This window comes from Mucilaginibacter mallensis, assembly GCF_900105165.1.
GTDB lineage: Bacteria > Bacteroidota > Bacteroidia > Sphingobacteriales > Sphingobacteriaceae > Mucilaginibacter > Mucilaginibacter mallensis.
Genome location: NZ_LT629740.1, coordinates 4,337,631 through 4,354,510 on the forward strand (window position 1 = coordinate 4,337,631; position 16,880 = coordinate 4,354,510).

Consider the following 16,880-nt stretch of genomic DNA (forward strand, 5'->3'; position numbering starts at 1 on the left):
ATAACTTATCATGAAAAAGGGTTTACTAATTGCTTTTATTATTTCTTCGTTTACTGCTAAGGCATCGGCACAGGAAAAATTTTCATTAGCCCAATTTGAGAAATATGTAGGCAAAAAAGTAACCCTATGCGATACAGTTTACTCCTATAAAATATTTAACGATACCCTTACCATGTTGAACATGGGAGGCAATTACCCCAATCAAAGATTTACAGTTGTTATTACCGGTAAGGAGATAGTTTTAAATTTTGATGATATAAAGGGTAAACACATTTGTGTAACCGGCGATCTCTCCAAATATAAAGGCCGGCCCGAAGTGCTGATCTATCACCCCAACCAAATAGCGTTTAAATAGCTATATCATAAAGAAAGCCGCATTGAAAACATCAATACGGCTTTTTATTTTATTTAGTTTTTTCGATACCTATGGTTTCATAGCTTCAATAATGCCCGATGTATCATAATAAGAGCTTTCCACAGCAATTTTCCCATCCTTGTTAAACAGGTCGAAAGTTACTTCATAAAATCGAACCAAAAGCAGCCTCAAAAACGCACCAATAAAGTCCTTTAACTTAAAGAAATTAATTATTTAGTAATTTAATTCCGTTCTTATATTTACCTCATGAACAGGATAAAGCACTTACTTGGATTTGATGATCCGGCCATGTCATTAGAGAATAAACTCTTTAATGCCGTTTCCCTGATCATTGGCCTGAATATGCTCATATCATTGTTAATTAACATCATTCTGGGCTTTAGCATTCCTCTGAATATTTTAGTAGTGCTGGTCGGTGTTTTGTCAGCCATGGCATTTTACAATAGCAGGGTTAAAGGATATAAAGAGAACACCGTTTTAATCTATGTTACCATAGGTATTATACTATTTATACTTGGCTGGTTTTATAATGGCGGCATTGAAGGATCAACACCGCAGGAAGGCGTTTTTTTAATCGCCTTAATCACTATACTGGTTACACGTAAGTACCATCTGCTTTTCATCGGTATAATGGTAGCCGTTTTTTTAGGTTGCTTTTTTATAGAAAAGCAATTCCCGCAACTGCTATCACCGCCCGAAAGCGGTTCTACAAAAGAGTTGGATATACTTGTTTCATCTGTAACAGCTATGCTGATAATCGGTTTGTTGTTGGGGGTGCTTAAAAAGAGCCATGAAAGTGATAAAAACCGGCTAATTAAACAAAGTGAAGAACTGCTCTTATCACAAACAGAACTATCTGCCGCAAAGGACCAGGCTGAGGCGGCTACATTCGCCAAATCAAATTTCCTGGCTAATATGAGCCATGAAATACGCACACCATTGAATGGTATTATTGGTACTGCCCAGTTGCTTTCAAGATCGGCGCTTTTACCCGGACAGGAAGAATTGCTGCAAACTTTGCAGTCAAGCAGCAATCTGCTCATCAATATCATTAGCGATATCCTCGATCTTTCAAAAATTGAGGCCGACAAACTGGTGCTCATCCCATCTGATTTTGATATCAGGAAATGTATTAAAACCGTTATTGATATATGCCGCCCAGCTATTGATAATAAGACTATAAAACTCAGCTATACCATTGATAGTAAACTGGCTGATTATATAAATACCGATGAGAGCCGCCTGCAGCAAATATTGGTAAACCTGATAGGCAATGCCATTAAATTTACCGAACAGGGATTTGTTACGCTCAACGTAACCGTAACGGGCAACCAGCTTAATACGCAGCAAGTAACTTTCCAGATAAGTGATAGTGGCATAGGTATAGGCGCTGAAACGCTTGAGCAGCTATTTAAACCATTTACACAGGCCAACACAACTACCATAAGAAAATACGGGGGCACAGGCTTAGGATTATCCATATGCAAAAAACTGGTGGAAATGATGGGCGGAAAAATCTGGGTGAAAAGCAAGGAAATGGAAGGCTCCATATTTAGTTTTAGCGTGCCCCTCCTAATTGCAAAAAATATTATGCCTGTTACCAACACTAAAATTACTGATACTAAAGGGCCGCACCGGTCCAAACCTCTGTGTATCTTGCTGGCCGAGGATAACAAAATGAATCAGTTAATTGCGCGCCGCATATTTGAAAAAATAGGCTACCCAATTGATATTGCTGACAACGGCTTGCTGGCTATTCAAAAACTGGAGCGGCAATCATACGACCTTATTTTTATGGATATCCAAATGCCTGAAATGGATGGATTGCAGGCAACCCGCTATATACTTGATAAATATGGCGACAGCGCCCCTACCATTATAGCCATGACGGCAAATGTGATGAGCGAGAATGAAATTGAATGTAAACAAGCCGGCATGAAGGATTTTTTAAGCAAGCCCTTTACCATTGATCACCTGGAAGCAATAATTAACAAATGGGGATAAGCCATTGCTAACTAATGTATAATAAAACCTATCTTTAATAAAAGCGTTGGTAATTTAAGGAGGAATAAACAAATGGCAAATTTCCAGGAGATCATAGCGTCAGACAAACCTGTACTGGTTGATTTTTCGGCTGAGTGGTGCGGCCCGTGTAAAATGATGCCGCCTATACTTAAACAGGTAAAAGATAACCTGGGCGATAAAGTAACCATTATAAAGGTTGATGTAGACAAAAACCCCGAAGCGGCCAATGCCTATAAAATACAGGGGGTGCCCACACTCATTGTATTTAAGAACGGGCAAACTAAATGGCGCCAAAGCGGTGTGGTACAGGCAAACCAGTTACAGCAAATTATTGAACAGTTTGTTTAACCGCATCTGTTTTCGGGGCCAGCTTGCGCTTTATGGAATTTGTTTTTAATTGAGAGAACTGGTCAACATCTCCTTTGTTTGGAATAGCATTAACATAGATTTGGGTATTATTATCAATTACCAGTACGTTATTGCTTAATGGCTTAATTGTGTATACAGGTACTACTACAAAGGTGCTGTCATTAGGCAATGTTCCGCCAACATATACCTGGCTGTTTGTGGTAAAAATGGTATCGGTGGTGCCTGACACTGTTGTTCCCACATTTGTAAAATTCATTAAATTGTTTGATCCGTCTATTCCATACGAAACCAGTGGAATATCATAATCTGTTAAATTACGGATCTGGTAGCTTGCTGTACCGTTATGAACCGTTACAGACCGGGTAATCGTTGATGAACCATTTACATTAAGCCTGATAGTATAAACACCAGCCTTAGCATAAGCATGCTGCGGCGACTGATCAGTGGAATAAGTTCCATCCCCAAACTCCCAACTATAGCTTTTGGCACTGGTAGATGTATTAATGAAGGAAACTGCTTCTGTAAGATAATAGCTGTTTTTTGATGTGCTGAAAGAGGCTTTTCCAATATCATCCCTTTTACAGGCTGCCAATGAAAAAATCGCTATTGTGATAAAAAGCAGGTTTTTCCTCATAGTGATGAGTTTTGATTACAAGGTTGTGTTTACATTAACGATAGTAATCCATAAAAAGTATTACCTATACCCCATTGCTTGCAGATCAAATAATTCGGCGTAGCGGCCGCCTTTTATCAGGAGTTCTTCATGACTGCCGATCTCTACCAGCTCGCCCTTTTCTAATACCAATATCCTGTCGGCCATGCGAACGGTACTAAAGCGATGCGATATTAATACAGCCGATTTGCCTTTGGTAAGCTCGGCAAAGCGCTCAAAAACGTTATACTCAGCACGGGCATCAAGTGCCGATGTTGGTTCATCCAATATTAACAATTGCGCATCACGCATATAAGCGCGGGCCAGTGCCACTTTTTGCCATTCACCACCTGATAGTTCAACACCATCGGCAAAGCGCTTACCTAATTGCTGGTCGTATTGACCGGGCAATTTTGCTGCCAGTATATCGGCCAGACTTTGCTTAGCTGAGTTAACGATCAAAGGCCTGTTTTCTTTTTGGTTGATGTTACCTACGGCGATGTTCTGCGCGAAGCTCATCTGGTAGCGCAAATAATCCTGGAAGATGATGCCCACATTAAGGCGCAGATCGGCAAGGTCATATTCTTTCAGGTCGATGCCCTCTAATAATATCCTGCCTTCAGTCGGGTCATATAAACGGGACAATAGTTTTACCAGCGTGGTTTTGCCTGCGCCATTCTCCCCTACCAATGCCAGTTTTTCGCCCGGATGCAGGGTAAAGCTCAGGTGCCTGTTAGCCCAACGTTCCGAATTTATATACCGGAAGCCTACATCCTCAAAAGTAAAGCCTTGCTGTATAGTTTTAGGGAACGGCAATGGCTTAGCGGATAATGTTATTTTTGGCTGGATCTCAAAAAACTCAAAGAAATCGCGCAGATATATTGCCCCTTGCGATACTGCTGTAAAGCGGGTCAGTATCCCCTCTAATAAGGCCCGTAACTGCCTGAATGATCCCGCCAGGAATGCAAGCTCACCAATACTTACCGAGCCCTCTACAGCCTTAATAATAATAAATACGTAGGCCGCATAATAGCCAATACTACCCAGCATGGCAAAAAAAGTACCCCAAAGCGATCTTTGGATAGATAGCCGTCGGTTATCCCAGTAAAATTTATTGGAGAGCAGTTTAAAACGCTCAATAATAAATCCCGACAGGTCGAAGATCTTTACCTCTTTTGCTGTTTCATCACTGGCGCCTAAATAGCGGATATAATCCAGCTCACGGCGCTCGGGTGTTTGGCCGCGGGTAAGCGCATAGCTTTGATCGTTAAAATGCGATTCACCCAAAAATGCGGGTATAATAGCGATAAGCAAGAGCACAATAAGCCAGGGATTAAAGGCCATTAAGCCCACAGCCAAAAAGCCCATGGTAATCAGATCCTGCACCTGGCTCATTACCTGCGACAACAATATGGTACGCCCAACAGTTTGCTGACGGGCACGTTCCAGCTTATCATAAAACTCTGCATCCTCAAACTGGTCAAGGTCGAGCGTGGCGGCATGGGCCATTATCTTTACTGAGGTATGGTTACTAAACAGGTCGCCCAGTAAACTATCCATTAAGGTGATTGCACGGGTTAAGCCATCGGATATCAGTGCTAATGCAAATTCGGCAGCTACCAATTGCCACAAATAGTGCGTACCGAGATCATGGTTATGACTGATTTTTATTACCTGGTCGATAATTAACTTACCCACATACAACAAGCCCAGCGGCGTTGCTGATCGCATTATACGCAGCAGGGAGTTAACCAATGTCATCCACGGACTGGTTTGCCAAACCAGTTTAAAAAATGCAGGCAGATTACGGAGCGCGTCGAGGCGTTCCTTAAGGGTTACAGGTTCAGGGCGTTTATTTTTCGGAGGACGGGCAGTATTCAATAGTATCGCTTTCTTTTAATGTTGATGTATTCTTTTTAATCACCCGTCATTGCGAGGTACGAAGCAATCCCTAACTGTACAGAGAGGCTTGCATAGTTGATCTGCAAAGTCGGGGATTATTAATGTTGTGTTTGTTTTTCAATGGCATTAATGAGCTCCCTTTGGTCGGTTGTCTTCGTACCTCGCAATGACGCTTGGAGATTTGACTTATTAGTAAAAATACCAAAAATCCAGTTAACGAACAGCAATCAACAGGTTTTGTGAGAACAGCATGACACACAACAAAAAAGGGATGCCAAATAGCATCCCTTTTTTAAAGTTCCCCTCTTGAGAGGGGGCGCGTAGACTGTGCGGTGGCAGGGGTGTGTTATAGAAGCGGACAGACACACCCCTCGCCCCTCTCAAAAGGGGAACCTGGCCCACAATCCCTAAGTTTAGATTTTATTAACCGGTTTCGTAACCGGCGCAATCATTGATTGCGTATGAATCTCTCTTTGCAATCTCGGGCTATGGCTCACATCCTTTTGTAAATGCGGTGCAATTACCAGTGATACTATCGACATTAATTTGATCAGGATATTCATTGACGGGCCTGAGGTATCCTTGAACGGATCACCAACGGTATCACCGGTTACAGATGCTTTATGCGGTTCTGATTTTTTGTAATACATCTCGCCGTTTATTTCAACACCCTTTTCGAATGATTTTTTAGCATTATCCCATGCACCGCCAGCGTTGCTCTGGAAGATCCCCATCAACACGCCTGATACGGTAACACCTGCTAATAAGCCACCCAAAACTTCAGGGCCAAATATAAAGCCTACAATTATAGGGGTGATTAAAGCGATTAAACCCGGTGCAACCATCTCGCGGATGGACGCTTTGGTTGATATGGCTACACATTTTTCATATTCAGGCTTGGCTTTGTATTCCATTATACCCGGTATCTCACGGAACTGGCGGCGAACTTCTTCCACCATCGCCATAGCCGCACGGCCTACTGCTGAAATAGCTAATGCCGAGAATATAAAAGGGATCATACCGCCTACAAATAATCCGGCAAGTACATCGGCCTTGTAAATATCAATATGCTCAATACCCGCAACACCCACAAATGCTGCGAATAAAGCCAGTGAGGTTAACGCTGCCGATGCAATGGCAAAACCCTTACCTGTAGCAGCTGTAGTGTTACCTACAGCATCAAGATTATCAGTACGGTGCCTTACTTCTTCGGGCAGGCGGCTCATTTCTGCAATACCACCCGCATTATCGGCAATCGGACCAAAAGCATCGATCGATAGCTGCATGGCAGTAGTAGCCATCATACCTGCGGCTGCAATAGCCACACCATATAAACCTGCAAAATGGTATGAACCGTAAATACCAGATGCCAACACTAATATCGGTAACACAGTTGATTCCATGCCCACCGCCAAACCGGCGATTATATTGGTAGCATGGCCTGTTGACGATTGTCTGATGATACCCAGTACAGGGCGTTTACCCATAGCGGTATAATATTCAGTGATCATGGACATTAATGTGCCTACAACCAGGCCGACCACTATTGCGCCAAAAACATCACCCCTGGTAAATTCTATTGAACCACCCTTCAACATTCCACCACCCAACTCATCTCTCTTCATATGAAAGATATCTGCGGGCAGCATCCAGTTCACTAAAAAGAAGGTAGCAATCGCAGTTAATATAATAGAGGCCCAGTTACCAATATTTAATGCCCTTTGTACACTATCAGTTTCCTTACTTATTTTAACGAACGCAGCACCTACAATGGAGAATATCAACCCTAAACCTGCTATTACCATCGGTAATAAAATCGGGGCTATACCACCAAAGCTATCATGCGATACGATCTCACGGCCCAACACCATGGTCGCAAGCATAGTAGCCACGTATGATCCGAATAAATCGGCGCCCATACCTGCTACGTCTCCAACGTTGTCGCCAACGTTATCAGCAATGGTTGCAGGGTTACGAACATCATCCTCAGGGATACCTGCTTCAACTTTACCAACCAGATCGGCGCCTACATCGGCAGCTTTGGTATAAATACCACCGCCAACACGTGCAAATAATGCGATTGATTCAGCACCCAGCGAAAATCCGGCTAAAACATCCAGCGCTTTCGCCATAGCATCGCCATTTACATCACCACCCGCATTTTTAACATAAATAGTGTAGAATACTATAAACAATGAGCCTAAACCAATGATTGCCAAACCGGCAACACCCAGGCCCATAACTGTACCACCTGTAAACGATACTTTTAATGCCTGCGCCAAACTGGTACGCGCAGCCTGTGTAGTACGCACATTTGCCTTGGTAGCAATACGCATCCCCAAAAAGCCCGCGAATGCAGAAAGGAACGCACCAACAACAAATGAAATAGCAATAACCGGGCTCGATGTTGCCACCGTAGTACCGGAGTATGCAAGCAGCAAACCTGCTATAACCACAAAGTAGCTTAGTATTTTCCACTCAGCACGTAAAAAGGCCATTGCCCCATCTGCAATGTAACCCGCCAGTTGGGCCATATCCCCATCGCCGGCATCCTGCTTAACAACCCATGCAGCCTTGATAGCCATTACGGCAATACCCACAAGCCCAAATACAGGAATCAGATAAATTAAATTAGTGTAAAAGAAGTCCATATTAAATATTTAGTTTATAATTGGTTAGTAATCTCCAGCAGCAGCTTCGATTAATCTGTTGTGCAAATTAGCAAATTAATTTATTTACAATAGGGTGATAATTATAAAGTTTTTGAATAGTTTAGGGTTTTTAACCCTCACCATTCATGAAAGATAACCCTGGTCAACCCAAACTAAAACATTCGCTCGGCCTGTTAGACGGTACAATGATCGTCGCCGGCTCCATGATCGGCTCAGGTATCTTTATTGTAAGTGCTGATATTATACGTAATGTTGGCTCATCGGGTTGGCTTATTGCGGTTTGGCTGCTCACCGGTTTTATGACACTCACCGCCGCACTGAGCTATGGTGAGCTAAGCGCTATGTTCCCCAAAGCAGGCGGGCAGTACGTTTATCTAAAGGAATCATACAATAAATTAGTCGCTTTTTTATATGGATGGAGCCTTTTTGCGGTGATACAAACAGGCACCATTGCTGCCGTTGGGGTTGCATTCGCTAAATTCACCGCTTATTTAATACCCGCTGTTAGCGAGGATAATATTCTCTACAAACTACAGTGGGGTGGTGATACAGGCACAGCTCATGTATTTACCATCAGCGCGGCGCAGGTAGTATCAATTGTATTGATCATCTTTTTAACCTTTATTAATACGCTTGGTGTTAAAAGCGGTAAGATCATCCAAAATACCTTTACCTTAACCAAGCTGGCCAGTTTATTCGGGCTGATCATATTCGGATTCATCATGCTTAAGGGTGATGTATGGCATTCCAACTGGACCAACGCCTGGCACCTGCAAAAACTAAACACCGACGGCACTTTTGCCCAATACACAACAGGTGCAGCTTTAGGTGCTATTGCTGCCGCGATGGTGGGTTCCATATTCAGCAGTGATGCCTGGAATAACGTAACCTTTATAGCCGGGGAAATGCGGAATCCTAAACGGGATATCGCCTTGAGCCTGTTCTTTGGTACATTGATAGTAACTGTGATTTATGTGTCTGCCAATATAGTTTACACCGCTGTTTTGCCTATGCATGATATTGCCACCGCCGCTAAGGACAGGGTTGGTGTAGCGGCGTCACAAGCTATATTTGGTAATATTGGCACTGTCATTATCGCGCTGATGATCATGGTATCCACTTTCGGCTGCAACAACGGTTTGATTTTGGCTGGCGCGAGGGTATATTATACGATGGCAAAGGATGGGTTGTTCTTTAAAAAGACAGGCACATTAAATAAATTCGCTGTACCTGAATTTGGTTTATGGATCCAATGCATCGTAGCATCTATATTGTGCTTAAGCGGCCGTTATGGCGATCTATTGGATATGATATCATTTGTGGTAGTCATATTTTATGTACTCACCATCATCGGCATTTATATCCTCCGCAAAAAACGCCCCGATCATGAACGCCCTTACAAAGCATTTGGCTACCCGGTACTACCTGCCATTTATGTTATAATGGGATTAGCCTTTTGTACGTTATTAATCATATACAAACCACAGTTTACCTGGCCGGGCCTGATCATTGTACTGATTGGCATCCCGATCTATTATATATCGCAACGTAACGCAAAGCATGAGGATACGCCGCTTACTGACATTTAGCCTGTTATTTATTGCGGGATATGCACCTGCACAATCTATACAACAAAAGTTACAATCGGCTTTTAACAGGTTGCAGTTGGATAGCCAGTGTCGGTATGGATCAGTTTCCCTCACCGTGCTTGATGTTAAAACAGGCGAACAGGTTTTTGCCGTAAACCCGGACATGGGTATGGCACCGGCCTCAACCATGAAAACCATTACTACCATTACCGCTTTTAACGTTTTGGGTAAGGATTTTAAATACCAAACCCAATTTGGCTATTATGGCTCAATAACTAATGGTACACTGAACGGCGATATCATCATCAAAGGTGCAGGCGACCCAACCCTTGGCAGCTGGCGCTACGAGAGCAGCAAAGAAAATCATATACTAACTATTATGGTTGATGCTTTGCAAAAAGCAGGCATCAAAAAGATAAACGGGCGCATTATTGGCGATGATTCTGTTTTCGGCACGCAATCTATCCCCGATGGTTGGATATGGGAAGATGTAGGCAATTACTATGGCGCAGGCACATCGGGCCTTTGCTGGCGCGAAAATCAGTATGACATAAAACTACACACTGGCGAACCCGGCACACCGGTAACCCTGTCGCACGAAGTACCCGCCATGCCCTACCTCAACTTTAAAAGCGAAGCTACAAACGCCCCTGCCCATACCGGCGACGATACCTATGCTTATTTACCAGTTAACAGCAACATGGTTTATGTAAGGGGAACTTATGCTACCGATCAAACCAAGAAAAGCATAGCTGTTGCCCTCCCCGATCCTGCTTATGATGCAGCTTTCCGTTTGGCTGATACCTTAAAACGTTTAGGCTTCATCATCACCGGATCTGCCGAATCGGCATCAACTCTAACCGCTAAAGGACAAGCATTACCGGTAACAACACAAACTATTGCCACCATACCATCGCATGAACTTAGTAAGATCATCTATTGGACCAACCAAAAGAGCATCAACCTTTATGCCGAGCAATTGCTCAAAACCATTGCCTGGAAAGGCGGAAAATTGCCATCAACAGCCAATGGAATTAGTACACTGCAAGATTTCTGGAAACAACGAGGTATCGATACCAACTCGCTCAACGTTTTTGATGGCAGCGGCCTGTCGCCCGCCGATAGGGTTACTACCCATACCATGGCTACTATACTGCAATCAGCTACTAAAGAGATTTGGTTTAATGATTTCTTTGAGAGTTTGCCCGTATACAACGATATGCACATGAAAAGCGGCAGCATAATAAATGTGCTCAACTATGCAGGTTATCAAACCCATAATGGCAGACAGCTTTGCTTTTCTATTATGGTGAATAACTATAACGGCTCAACCAAAGTAATTAAGGAAAAAATCTTTAGGGTGTTGGATGAGTTGAAGTAATAAATTCTATTGCTGCCGCGAGTTTAGCATAGCGTAACTCGTGGCGCGTATTGTGCAACTTCTTAGCTTGCTGTTTTTATAAAGCTGGAAGCTTTGGCCATGCCTAACCACGGGTTACGCTACGCTAAACCCGCGGCAGCATCAGCATCATTTTTTTCATTTAAAAAACTTACTGATCAAAGGCTTAATCACTTCAAACCAAATAGTAATCAGTGCCAGCAATAACGCCACAATTTTCGACCAATCACCCAATGAAATTTGCGATATACGCTTAAATATGGGCGGTTTCTTAACGTGTGGCGCTTTTCTTTTATCTGACCGTTTGATGAGGTTATTTATCTCTAAATAAGAATAGCCTTTGGTAGTTAAATTAATGCCGCCATCAACCATTATGTAGCCATTGGCTAATAGCTCATCAATTACCACATTTACAGTAGCATTGGTAGTTTTTGTATTTAGTTTGATGATTTCGACAGAAGTGCCCGGGTGCTTAAAGATGTATAGCAGATAAGTTCCGTAGTATTTTTCAAGCATGGGTTATACTTTTTAGCAGACATATTACACGCCGCTTGTTCAGCGCCAATGTTAATTAAAGATTAACGCAAAAAGTATGCCTGTATGTTTTCATACCAATTAGTTAAATCACTTTTTTACAACCACTTAGTTATTGCCACGAACTATGATCACATTTATTTATTTTTAAATTTGATATATAATTGTATTCCATGCCCGATCATAATCAAATACTTTATGCTATTGAAGTGCATTCCGTTGAAGGCATCCGGTCGTATTTTGATCAGGGCGGTGATCCGAATGATATTTTGCCTGATGGTGTACCGCTTTTCACAACAATGGCAACCATGTATACACGTACGCCACACTTTAAAGATTGTGTACAATGTTTTATAGATGCCGGACTTGAATTTAGAGACCAGGCTCTTTTAGCTGTTTTTGCTGATGACGGCCATAAGCTCGAACAACTTATCAGGCAGGATGCAGCAATTATTTTAAAGACCTATAATTTATTCAACAACACCTATACCCCGTTAACAGGCGCTACTTTGCTACATTTTTGCGCCGAGTACAACAGTGTTGCCTGCGCAAAAGTTTTGTTAAAACATAACGCCGATATAAATGCAAAAGCCGCGTTGGATGAATATGGCTTTGGCGGGCACACACCTATTTTTCATACGGTTAATCAAAATAACAATAATTCTGCTGAGGTACTTGACCTCTTGCTTGAAAATGGTGCCGACCTGTCGGTTACTGTTAAAGGATTGATATGGGGTAAGGGTTACGAATGGGAAACATTTATCCCCGCGGTAAACCCTATAAGCTATGCCATAATGGGACTGTTACCGCAAATACACCGTAAAGAAGAAACAGTAGCAGAGATAGTCTCCTTATTAATGAAACATGCTTACGGGATTAATTACAGGATGCCTAATATACCGAATGCTTACCTGGCAGATTAGCGTATCTTAATCTTTTGCTTCCGCGAGTTTAGCATAACAAAAAGTATGCCTTTAATAACCAAAGTACCTGAAGCAGAATAATTTCCGGATATTGATTTATATAATTAATTTGCTTAACCTTTTATAACCTATATTATGACAAGATATATCCACCCCAATGCTCCTATATCTTCAACCCTGCTTAGAGTTTCAGCAGTATTGACAGTTGTCGATTATTTTTTTGTAAGCCATGAAGAATTACAATCCCAGGTTGGAAAACTAATTTTATCAATTATCATTTTAATTGGGAGTGCATATCTTATAAGGAATGGGTATAACTGGATCAGATGGGCATTATCTGTGTTGTTCCTTCTCGGCATAATACAGGAGATCATGTATTTACCTGCAACATTCCATTCAGGTTTAATAACAACAGGATGCTTTGCAATTCTTCAGTCGGCAATACAAATTACTGCTGTTGCCTTGTTGTTTTTCCCATACAATATACCGGCTACCAAGTCAGATGAACCCAAGGAAATCACAGACTAATATTTAAAGATCTGGCCGTTAGCTGCCGCGAGTTTAGCGTAGCGTAACTCGTGGCGCGCATTGAGCAAGCTTATTAGCTTGCTCTTCTAAAGCTACAAGCTTTAACCATGCCCAACCACGGGTTACGCTACGCTAAACCCGCGGCAGCATTAGTTCAACACCGGGTGCACATTGGTGATATTAAAAATATCAGCCATCAGATCATCACTCGGGTTAATTTTAAGGCTTTTTGAAAACACCTCTACCGATATTGCCTCTTCCCTGTCCTTTACCAAAAAACGCAGGGTACAATTCTTAACCGGGTATTTCTCAATATTATCATTAACTGCCTGCTGAATGTTATTTACCAGCTTTTCATTTAATGAGTTCAGGTCGATGCATACCGTTAATGACTTGGTGAGCTTATCCCGCATTTCGGATAGCAGGGCCATAGTTTGTATCCGCAGGTCCCAGTTATCTTTTTGCCTGAATTTTTCTTCGATGATCCCCTTCAGATGCAGGAAATAACCATCAACCAACAGATAACGGAACTTCACATAATCCTCGCCAAACAGCGCAAATTCGTATGATTCCTTATAATCTTCCAGTACAAACGTACCAAATGGCTTACCTGTCTTGGTCATTTTATGCTGAACGTTACCTACTAAACCGCCTATACGTATCTCACCTCTGCGGCGTAGTTCTGCAAACGCGTTCATGATCTCCTCGCCACCTTCACCGCTCCTTGCCTTCTGCATATTTTTCAGATCGCTGATATCTGTATTGCAAAAGCGTTCCATCTCCACCTTGTAATTATCCAAAGGGTGACCGGTAAGGTAAATGCCGATAACATCGCGCTCATATTTCAGCTTTTCTATCAATGGCCACTCGTCACTCTCAGGCATGCTTGGCTCCGGGATATAAGATGCTACCGAACCGCCAAATAATGAAGATTGGTTGCTGCTTTGCGTGTTCTGGTAATCATTGGCATATTTTATCAGGCGTTCAACACCTGTTAGCAGGCCATTTTCTGTTTTAGCAAAAAACTGCGCACGGTTTAAGCCCATACCATCAAAAGCACCACCATAAACCAGGTTTTCGTATGATTTACGGTTTACACTGCGTGTGTTTGATCGTTGTGCGAAATCATATATGGTTGTAAACGGACCACGTTCGTTACGTTCTTCTATAATGCTTTCAACCGCCTTATCACCTACACCTTTAACCCCCGTTAAACCAAAACGCACCTCACCTTTTTTATTTACAGCGAACGCCATATCCGACTCATTAATATCCGGACCTAAAACGGGCACGCCCATCCTGCGGCATTCATCCATAAAGAAAGAGATCTTCTCCATGTTATTCTGGTTGTTCAATACCGCGGCCATATATTCCGCCGGGTAATGCGCTTTTAAATAAGCCGTTTGATAAGCCACAAAAGCGTAACAGGTAGAGTGCGATTTATTGAAAGCGTACTGGGCAAATGCTTTCCAGTCGTTCCAAACTTTGGTAAGCTTATCTTTAGGGTGACCTTTTGCGGTAGCGCCCGTCATAAACTGGGCCTCCATTTTATTCAGTACCTCAATCTGCTTTTTACCCATCGCCTTACGCAAAACGTCGGCATCGCCTTTGCTAAAGCCTGCCAGCTTTTGCGATAAAAGCATCACCTGTTCCTGGTATACGGTAATACCGTAGGTTTCGCCCAGGTACTCCTCCATATCAGGTAAATCAAACGCGATGGGCTCGTAACCATGCTTACGTTTAATAAACAGCGGTATATACTCTATTGGCCCCGGGCGGTAGAGCGCGTTCATGGCGATCAAATCCTCAAACTTATCCGGTTTCAGATCACGCAGGTACATTTGCATACCGTCACTTTCAAACTGGAAAGTACCATTGGTATCGCCGCGCTGGTAAAGCTCAAAGGTTTCCTTATCATCAAGCGGGATATAATCTATATCTATAACAACGCCATGGTTTTGTTTGATGAGCCGCAACGCATCCTTAATAATGGTCAAGGTTTTCAGGCCCAAAAAGTCCATCTTAATAACGCCTGCGTCTTCAATCACACGACCATCATACTGGGTAACCAGCAGGTCTGAGTCCTTAGCTACGGCAACCGGAACAATATCGGTAAGGTCATACGGCGCGATGATAATACCCGCCGCGTGTACACCTGTATTACGGATGGAACCTTCCAATTTTCCGGCCTCACGCAAAACTGTGGCACGCAGGTCGTTGCCTTTTACTATAGCCTGTAATTCAGGCACCTGGTCTATTGCTCCCTGTAAGGTGATACCCAAAGTATCAGGCACCATCTTCTTGAGTAAGTTCACTTCGGATAGGGGCATATCCAGCACCCGGCCCACATCCTGTATACTGGTACGGGCAGCCATGGAGCCATAGGTAATGATCTGTGCTACCTGGTTCTTGCCATATTTTTCAACCACATAATCAATTACTTTTTGCCTGCCTGCATCGTCAAAATCCGTATCAATATCGGGCATCGACTTACGGTCAGGGTTCAGGAACCTTTCGAACAGGAGATTATATTTAAGCGGATCGATATTAGTGATACCGATACAATAGGCTACCACCGAGCCCGCCGCCGAACCACGGCCCGGACCAATAAATACGCCCATATCGCGGCCCGCCTTAATGAAGTCGGCAACGATCAAAAAGTATCCGGCAAAACCCATGGTACGGATGGTGAAGAGCTCAAAGTTAATGCGTTCCTCAGCCTCCGGCGATATATCTATATAACGATCCTTAGCACCTAAAAAGGTAAGGTGTTTCAGATATTCCCACTGGTTCAGCGTATCTGAGTCCGGGGTCATATCGCTGTGGATCTTAAACTCAGGCGGGATAACGAAGTTAGGCAGTAAAATATCACGCTTCAGTTTCAGCGTTTCTACCTTATCTACTATTTCATTGGTATTGTCCAATGATTCAGGCAGATCATTGAACAGCTTGCCCATTTCTGCCTGGGTCTTAAAATAAAACTGGTCGTTCGGGAAACCAAAGCGATAGCCCTTGCCACCTTCTTCATCGGTAGCAATTGGGGTGCTTTGCATATCACCGGTGTTTACACACAGCAAAATATCATGCGCGTTGGAGTCCTGTTGATCCACATAGTGCGAATCATTGGAGCAGATCACTTTTACATTATACTTTTTAGCGTATTTAAGCAACACTGCGTTAACTGTATGCTGCTCAGGGATATCATGGCGTTGTAACTCTATATAGTAATCTTCACCAAACAGATCGAGCCACCATTTAAATTCCTGCTCGGCTTCTTCCTCGCTTTTGCGCAAAATCGCCTGCGGTACGCTTGCACCTATGCAGCAGGTAGTGGCAATTAAGCCTTTGTGGTATTTTAGTATCAGTTCCTTATCAACACGAGGCCATTTACTGTACAGGCCCTCCATAAATCCAAGCGAGCATAGCTTAACCAGGTTTTTATATCCTTCGGGGTTTTTAGCTAATAATAACTGGTGGTGCCTTACATCCTTTTTCTCCTTGGTGAATTGCTTTTTGTGGCGATCCTCAACCACATACAACTCACAGCCAACTATCGGTTTTACATTATGTTTACCCGCCTCAGCAACAAATTTAAACGCGCCGAACATATTCCCGTGGTCGGTAATAGCCAGGGCTTTCATACCATCAGCAGCTGCCTTTTTATATAGTTTACCAATATCGGCGGCCCCATCAAGTAACGAAAATTGTGTATGTACGTGTAAATGCGAAAAATCCGGCATAGCAATCCCTATAAGTATTTTTGGAGAAATACAAAGTTATTAAAAAACAACTTGTAGTGTATATGTGTTGATAATTCAGTTTTAGCCATACATGCCTTTACCCTACATGAATTATTAGAAAAAATATTCCCTTAATTAGGAGGGACTTTGAAAATCAGACTCATTAATGGC

At 42.8% G+C, this 16,880-nt stretch carries 12 protein-coding genes; 7 read left to right on the plus strand and 5 right to left on the minus strand.

Annotation, left to right across the window (positions count from 1 at the left end; all coding sequences use genetic code 11):
- The first annotated feature begins 10 nt into the window (after positions 1-10).
- The 3 genes from BLU33_RS17410 (at position 11) to trxA (ending at position 2,749) form a co-directional block, all read left to right on the plus strand.
- Positions 11-355 (plus strand): hypothetical protein, encoded by a 345-nt coding sequence (locus tag BLU33_RS17410; protein ID WP_091375873.1) that lies wholly within the window; start codon positions 11-13, stop codon positions 353-355.
- Between the two features lie 267 nt (positions 356-622).
- The gene (locus BLU33_RS17415) at positions 623-2,380 is read left to right on the plus strand and encodes an ATP-binding protein (RefSeq protein WP_091375876.1); all 1,758 of its coding nucleotides are present in this window, start codon (positions 623-625) and stop codon (positions 2,378-2,380) included.
- Positions 2,381-2,452: 72 nt separating this feature from the next.
- A complete protein-coding gene (gene trxA / locus BLU33_RS17420) occupies positions 2,453-2,749 on the plus strand; it encodes a thioredoxin (RefSeq protein WP_091375879.1) in 297 nt (98 codons plus the stop codon).
- On the opposite strand, the gene BLU33_RS17425 is transcribed toward trxA, so the two are convergent.
- From BLU33_RS17425 to BLU33_RS17435, 3 genes are all read right to left on the minus strand, one after another.
- Positions 2,730-3,404, minus strand: a complete 675-nt coding sequence (locus BLU33_RS17425) for a PKD domain-containing protein (protein ID WP_091375882.1) — start codon at positions 3,402-3,404, stop codon at positions 2,730-2,732. The genes trxA and BLU33_RS17425 overlap by 20 nt on opposite strands.
- A 60-nt stretch (positions 3,405-3,464) precedes the next feature.
- Complete coding sequence (locus BLU33_RS17430) at positions 3,465-5,303, minus strand: ABC transporter ATP-binding protein (protein WP_232009323.1); 1,839 nt, start codon at positions 5,301-5,303, stop codon at positions 3,465-3,467.
- Positions 5,304-5,737: 434 nt separating this feature from the next.
- Positions 5,738-7,975, minus strand: coding sequence for a sodium-translocating pyrophosphatase (locus tag BLU33_RS17435; RefSeq protein ID WP_091375885.1), 2,238 nt, complete (start codon positions 7,973-7,975; stop codon positions 5,738-5,740).
- Between the two features lie 146 nt (positions 7,976-8,121).
- Here BLU33_RS17435 and BLU33_RS17440 point away from each other — a divergent pair, with 146 nt between their 5' ends.
- Positions 8,122-9,585, plus strand: coding sequence for an APC family permease (locus BLU33_RS17440; protein ID WP_091375890.1), 1,464 nt, complete (start codon positions 8,122-8,124; stop codon positions 9,583-9,585).
- Positions 9,557-10,966 (plus strand): D-alanyl-D-alanine carboxypeptidase/D-alanyl-D-alanine endopeptidase, encoded by a 1,410-nt coding sequence (dacB, locus tag BLU33_RS17445; protein WP_232009324.1) that lies wholly within the window; start codon positions 9,557-9,559, stop codon positions 10,964-10,966. Before BLU33_RS17440 ends, dacB begins: the two co-directional genes overlap by 29 nt.
- 156 nt (positions 10,967-11,122) lie before the next feature.
- Here the strand turns inward: dacB and BLU33_RS17450 are convergent, their stop codons facing one another.
- Positions 11,123-11,500: a hypothetical protein gene (locus BLU33_RS17450; protein WP_091375893.1), complete on the minus strand. Its 378-nt coding sequence runs from the start codon at positions 11,498-11,500 to the stop codon at positions 11,123-11,125.
- 191 nt (positions 11,501-11,691) lie between these two features.
- Between BLU33_RS17450 and BLU33_RS17455 the strand changes: the two genes are divergently transcribed.
- Together BLU33_RS17455 and BLU33_RS17460 are read left to right on the plus strand one after the other, a co-directional pair.
- The gene (locus tag BLU33_RS17455) at positions 11,692-12,441 is read left to right on the plus strand and encodes an ankyrin repeat domain-containing protein (RefSeq protein ID WP_091375897.1); all 750 of its coding nucleotides are present in this window, start codon (positions 11,692-11,694) and stop codon (positions 12,439-12,441) included.
- A gap of 135 nt (positions 12,442-12,576) precedes the next feature.
- On the plus strand, positions 12,577-12,969 hold the full coding sequence (locus BLU33_RS17460) for a hypothetical protein (RefSeq protein WP_091375901.1): 393 nt from the start codon (positions 12,577-12,579) through the stop codon (positions 12,967-12,969).
- Positions 12,970-13,118: 149 nt separating this feature from the next.
- Here BLU33_RS17460 and dnaE read toward each other — a convergent pair whose 3' ends face one another.
- Positions 13,119-16,709 carry a DNA polymerase III subunit alpha gene (dnaE, locus tag BLU33_RS17465; RefSeq protein WP_091375904.1) on the minus strand — a complete coding sequence of 1,197 codons (3,591 nt, stop codon included), beginning with the start codon at positions 16,707-16,709 and terminating at the stop codon, positions 13,119-13,121.
- Positions 16,710-16,880: the final 171 nt, after the last annotated feature.

Coding starts and splice junctions, on each gene's coding strand:
- BLU33_RS17410 (WP_091375873.1), top strand. CDS start 11: ATGAAAAAGGGTTTACTAATTGCTTTTATTATTTCTTCGTTTACTGCT.
- BLU33_RS17415 (WP_091375876.1), top strand. CDS start 623: ATGAACAGGATAAAGCACTTACTTGGATTTGATGATCCGGCCATGTCA.
- trxA (WP_091375879.1), top strand. CDS start 2,453: ATGGCAAATTTCCAGGAGATCATAGCGTCAGACAAACCTGTACTGGTT.
- BLU33_RS17425 (WP_091375882.1), bottom strand. CDS start 3,404: ATGAGGAAAAACCTGCTTTTTATCACAATAGCGATTTTTTCATTGGCA.
- BLU33_RS17435 (WP_091375885.1), bottom strand. CDS start 7,975: ATGGACTTCTTTTACACTAATTTAATTTATCTGATTCCTGTATTTGGG.
- BLU33_RS17440 (WP_091375890.1), top strand. CDS start 8,122: ATGAAAGATAACCCTGGTCAACCCAAACTAAAACATTCGCTCGGCCTG.
- dacB (WP_232009324.1), top strand. CDS start 9,557: ATGAGGATACGCCGCTTACTGACATTTAGCCTGTTATTTATTGCGGGA.
- BLU33_RS17450 (WP_091375893.1), bottom strand. CDS start 11,500: ATGCTTGAAAAATACTACGGAACTTATCTGCTATACATCTTTAAGCAC.
- BLU33_RS17455 (WP_091375897.1), top strand. CDS start 11,692: ATGCCCGATCATAATCAAATACTTTATGCTATTGAAGTGCATTCCGTT.
- BLU33_RS17460 (WP_091375901.1), top strand. CDS start 12,577: ATGACAAGATATATCCACCCCAATGCTCCTATATCTTCAACCCTGCTT.
- dnaE (WP_091375904.1), bottom strand. CDS start 16,709: ATGCCGGATTTTTCGCATTTACACGTACATACACAATTTTCGTTACTT.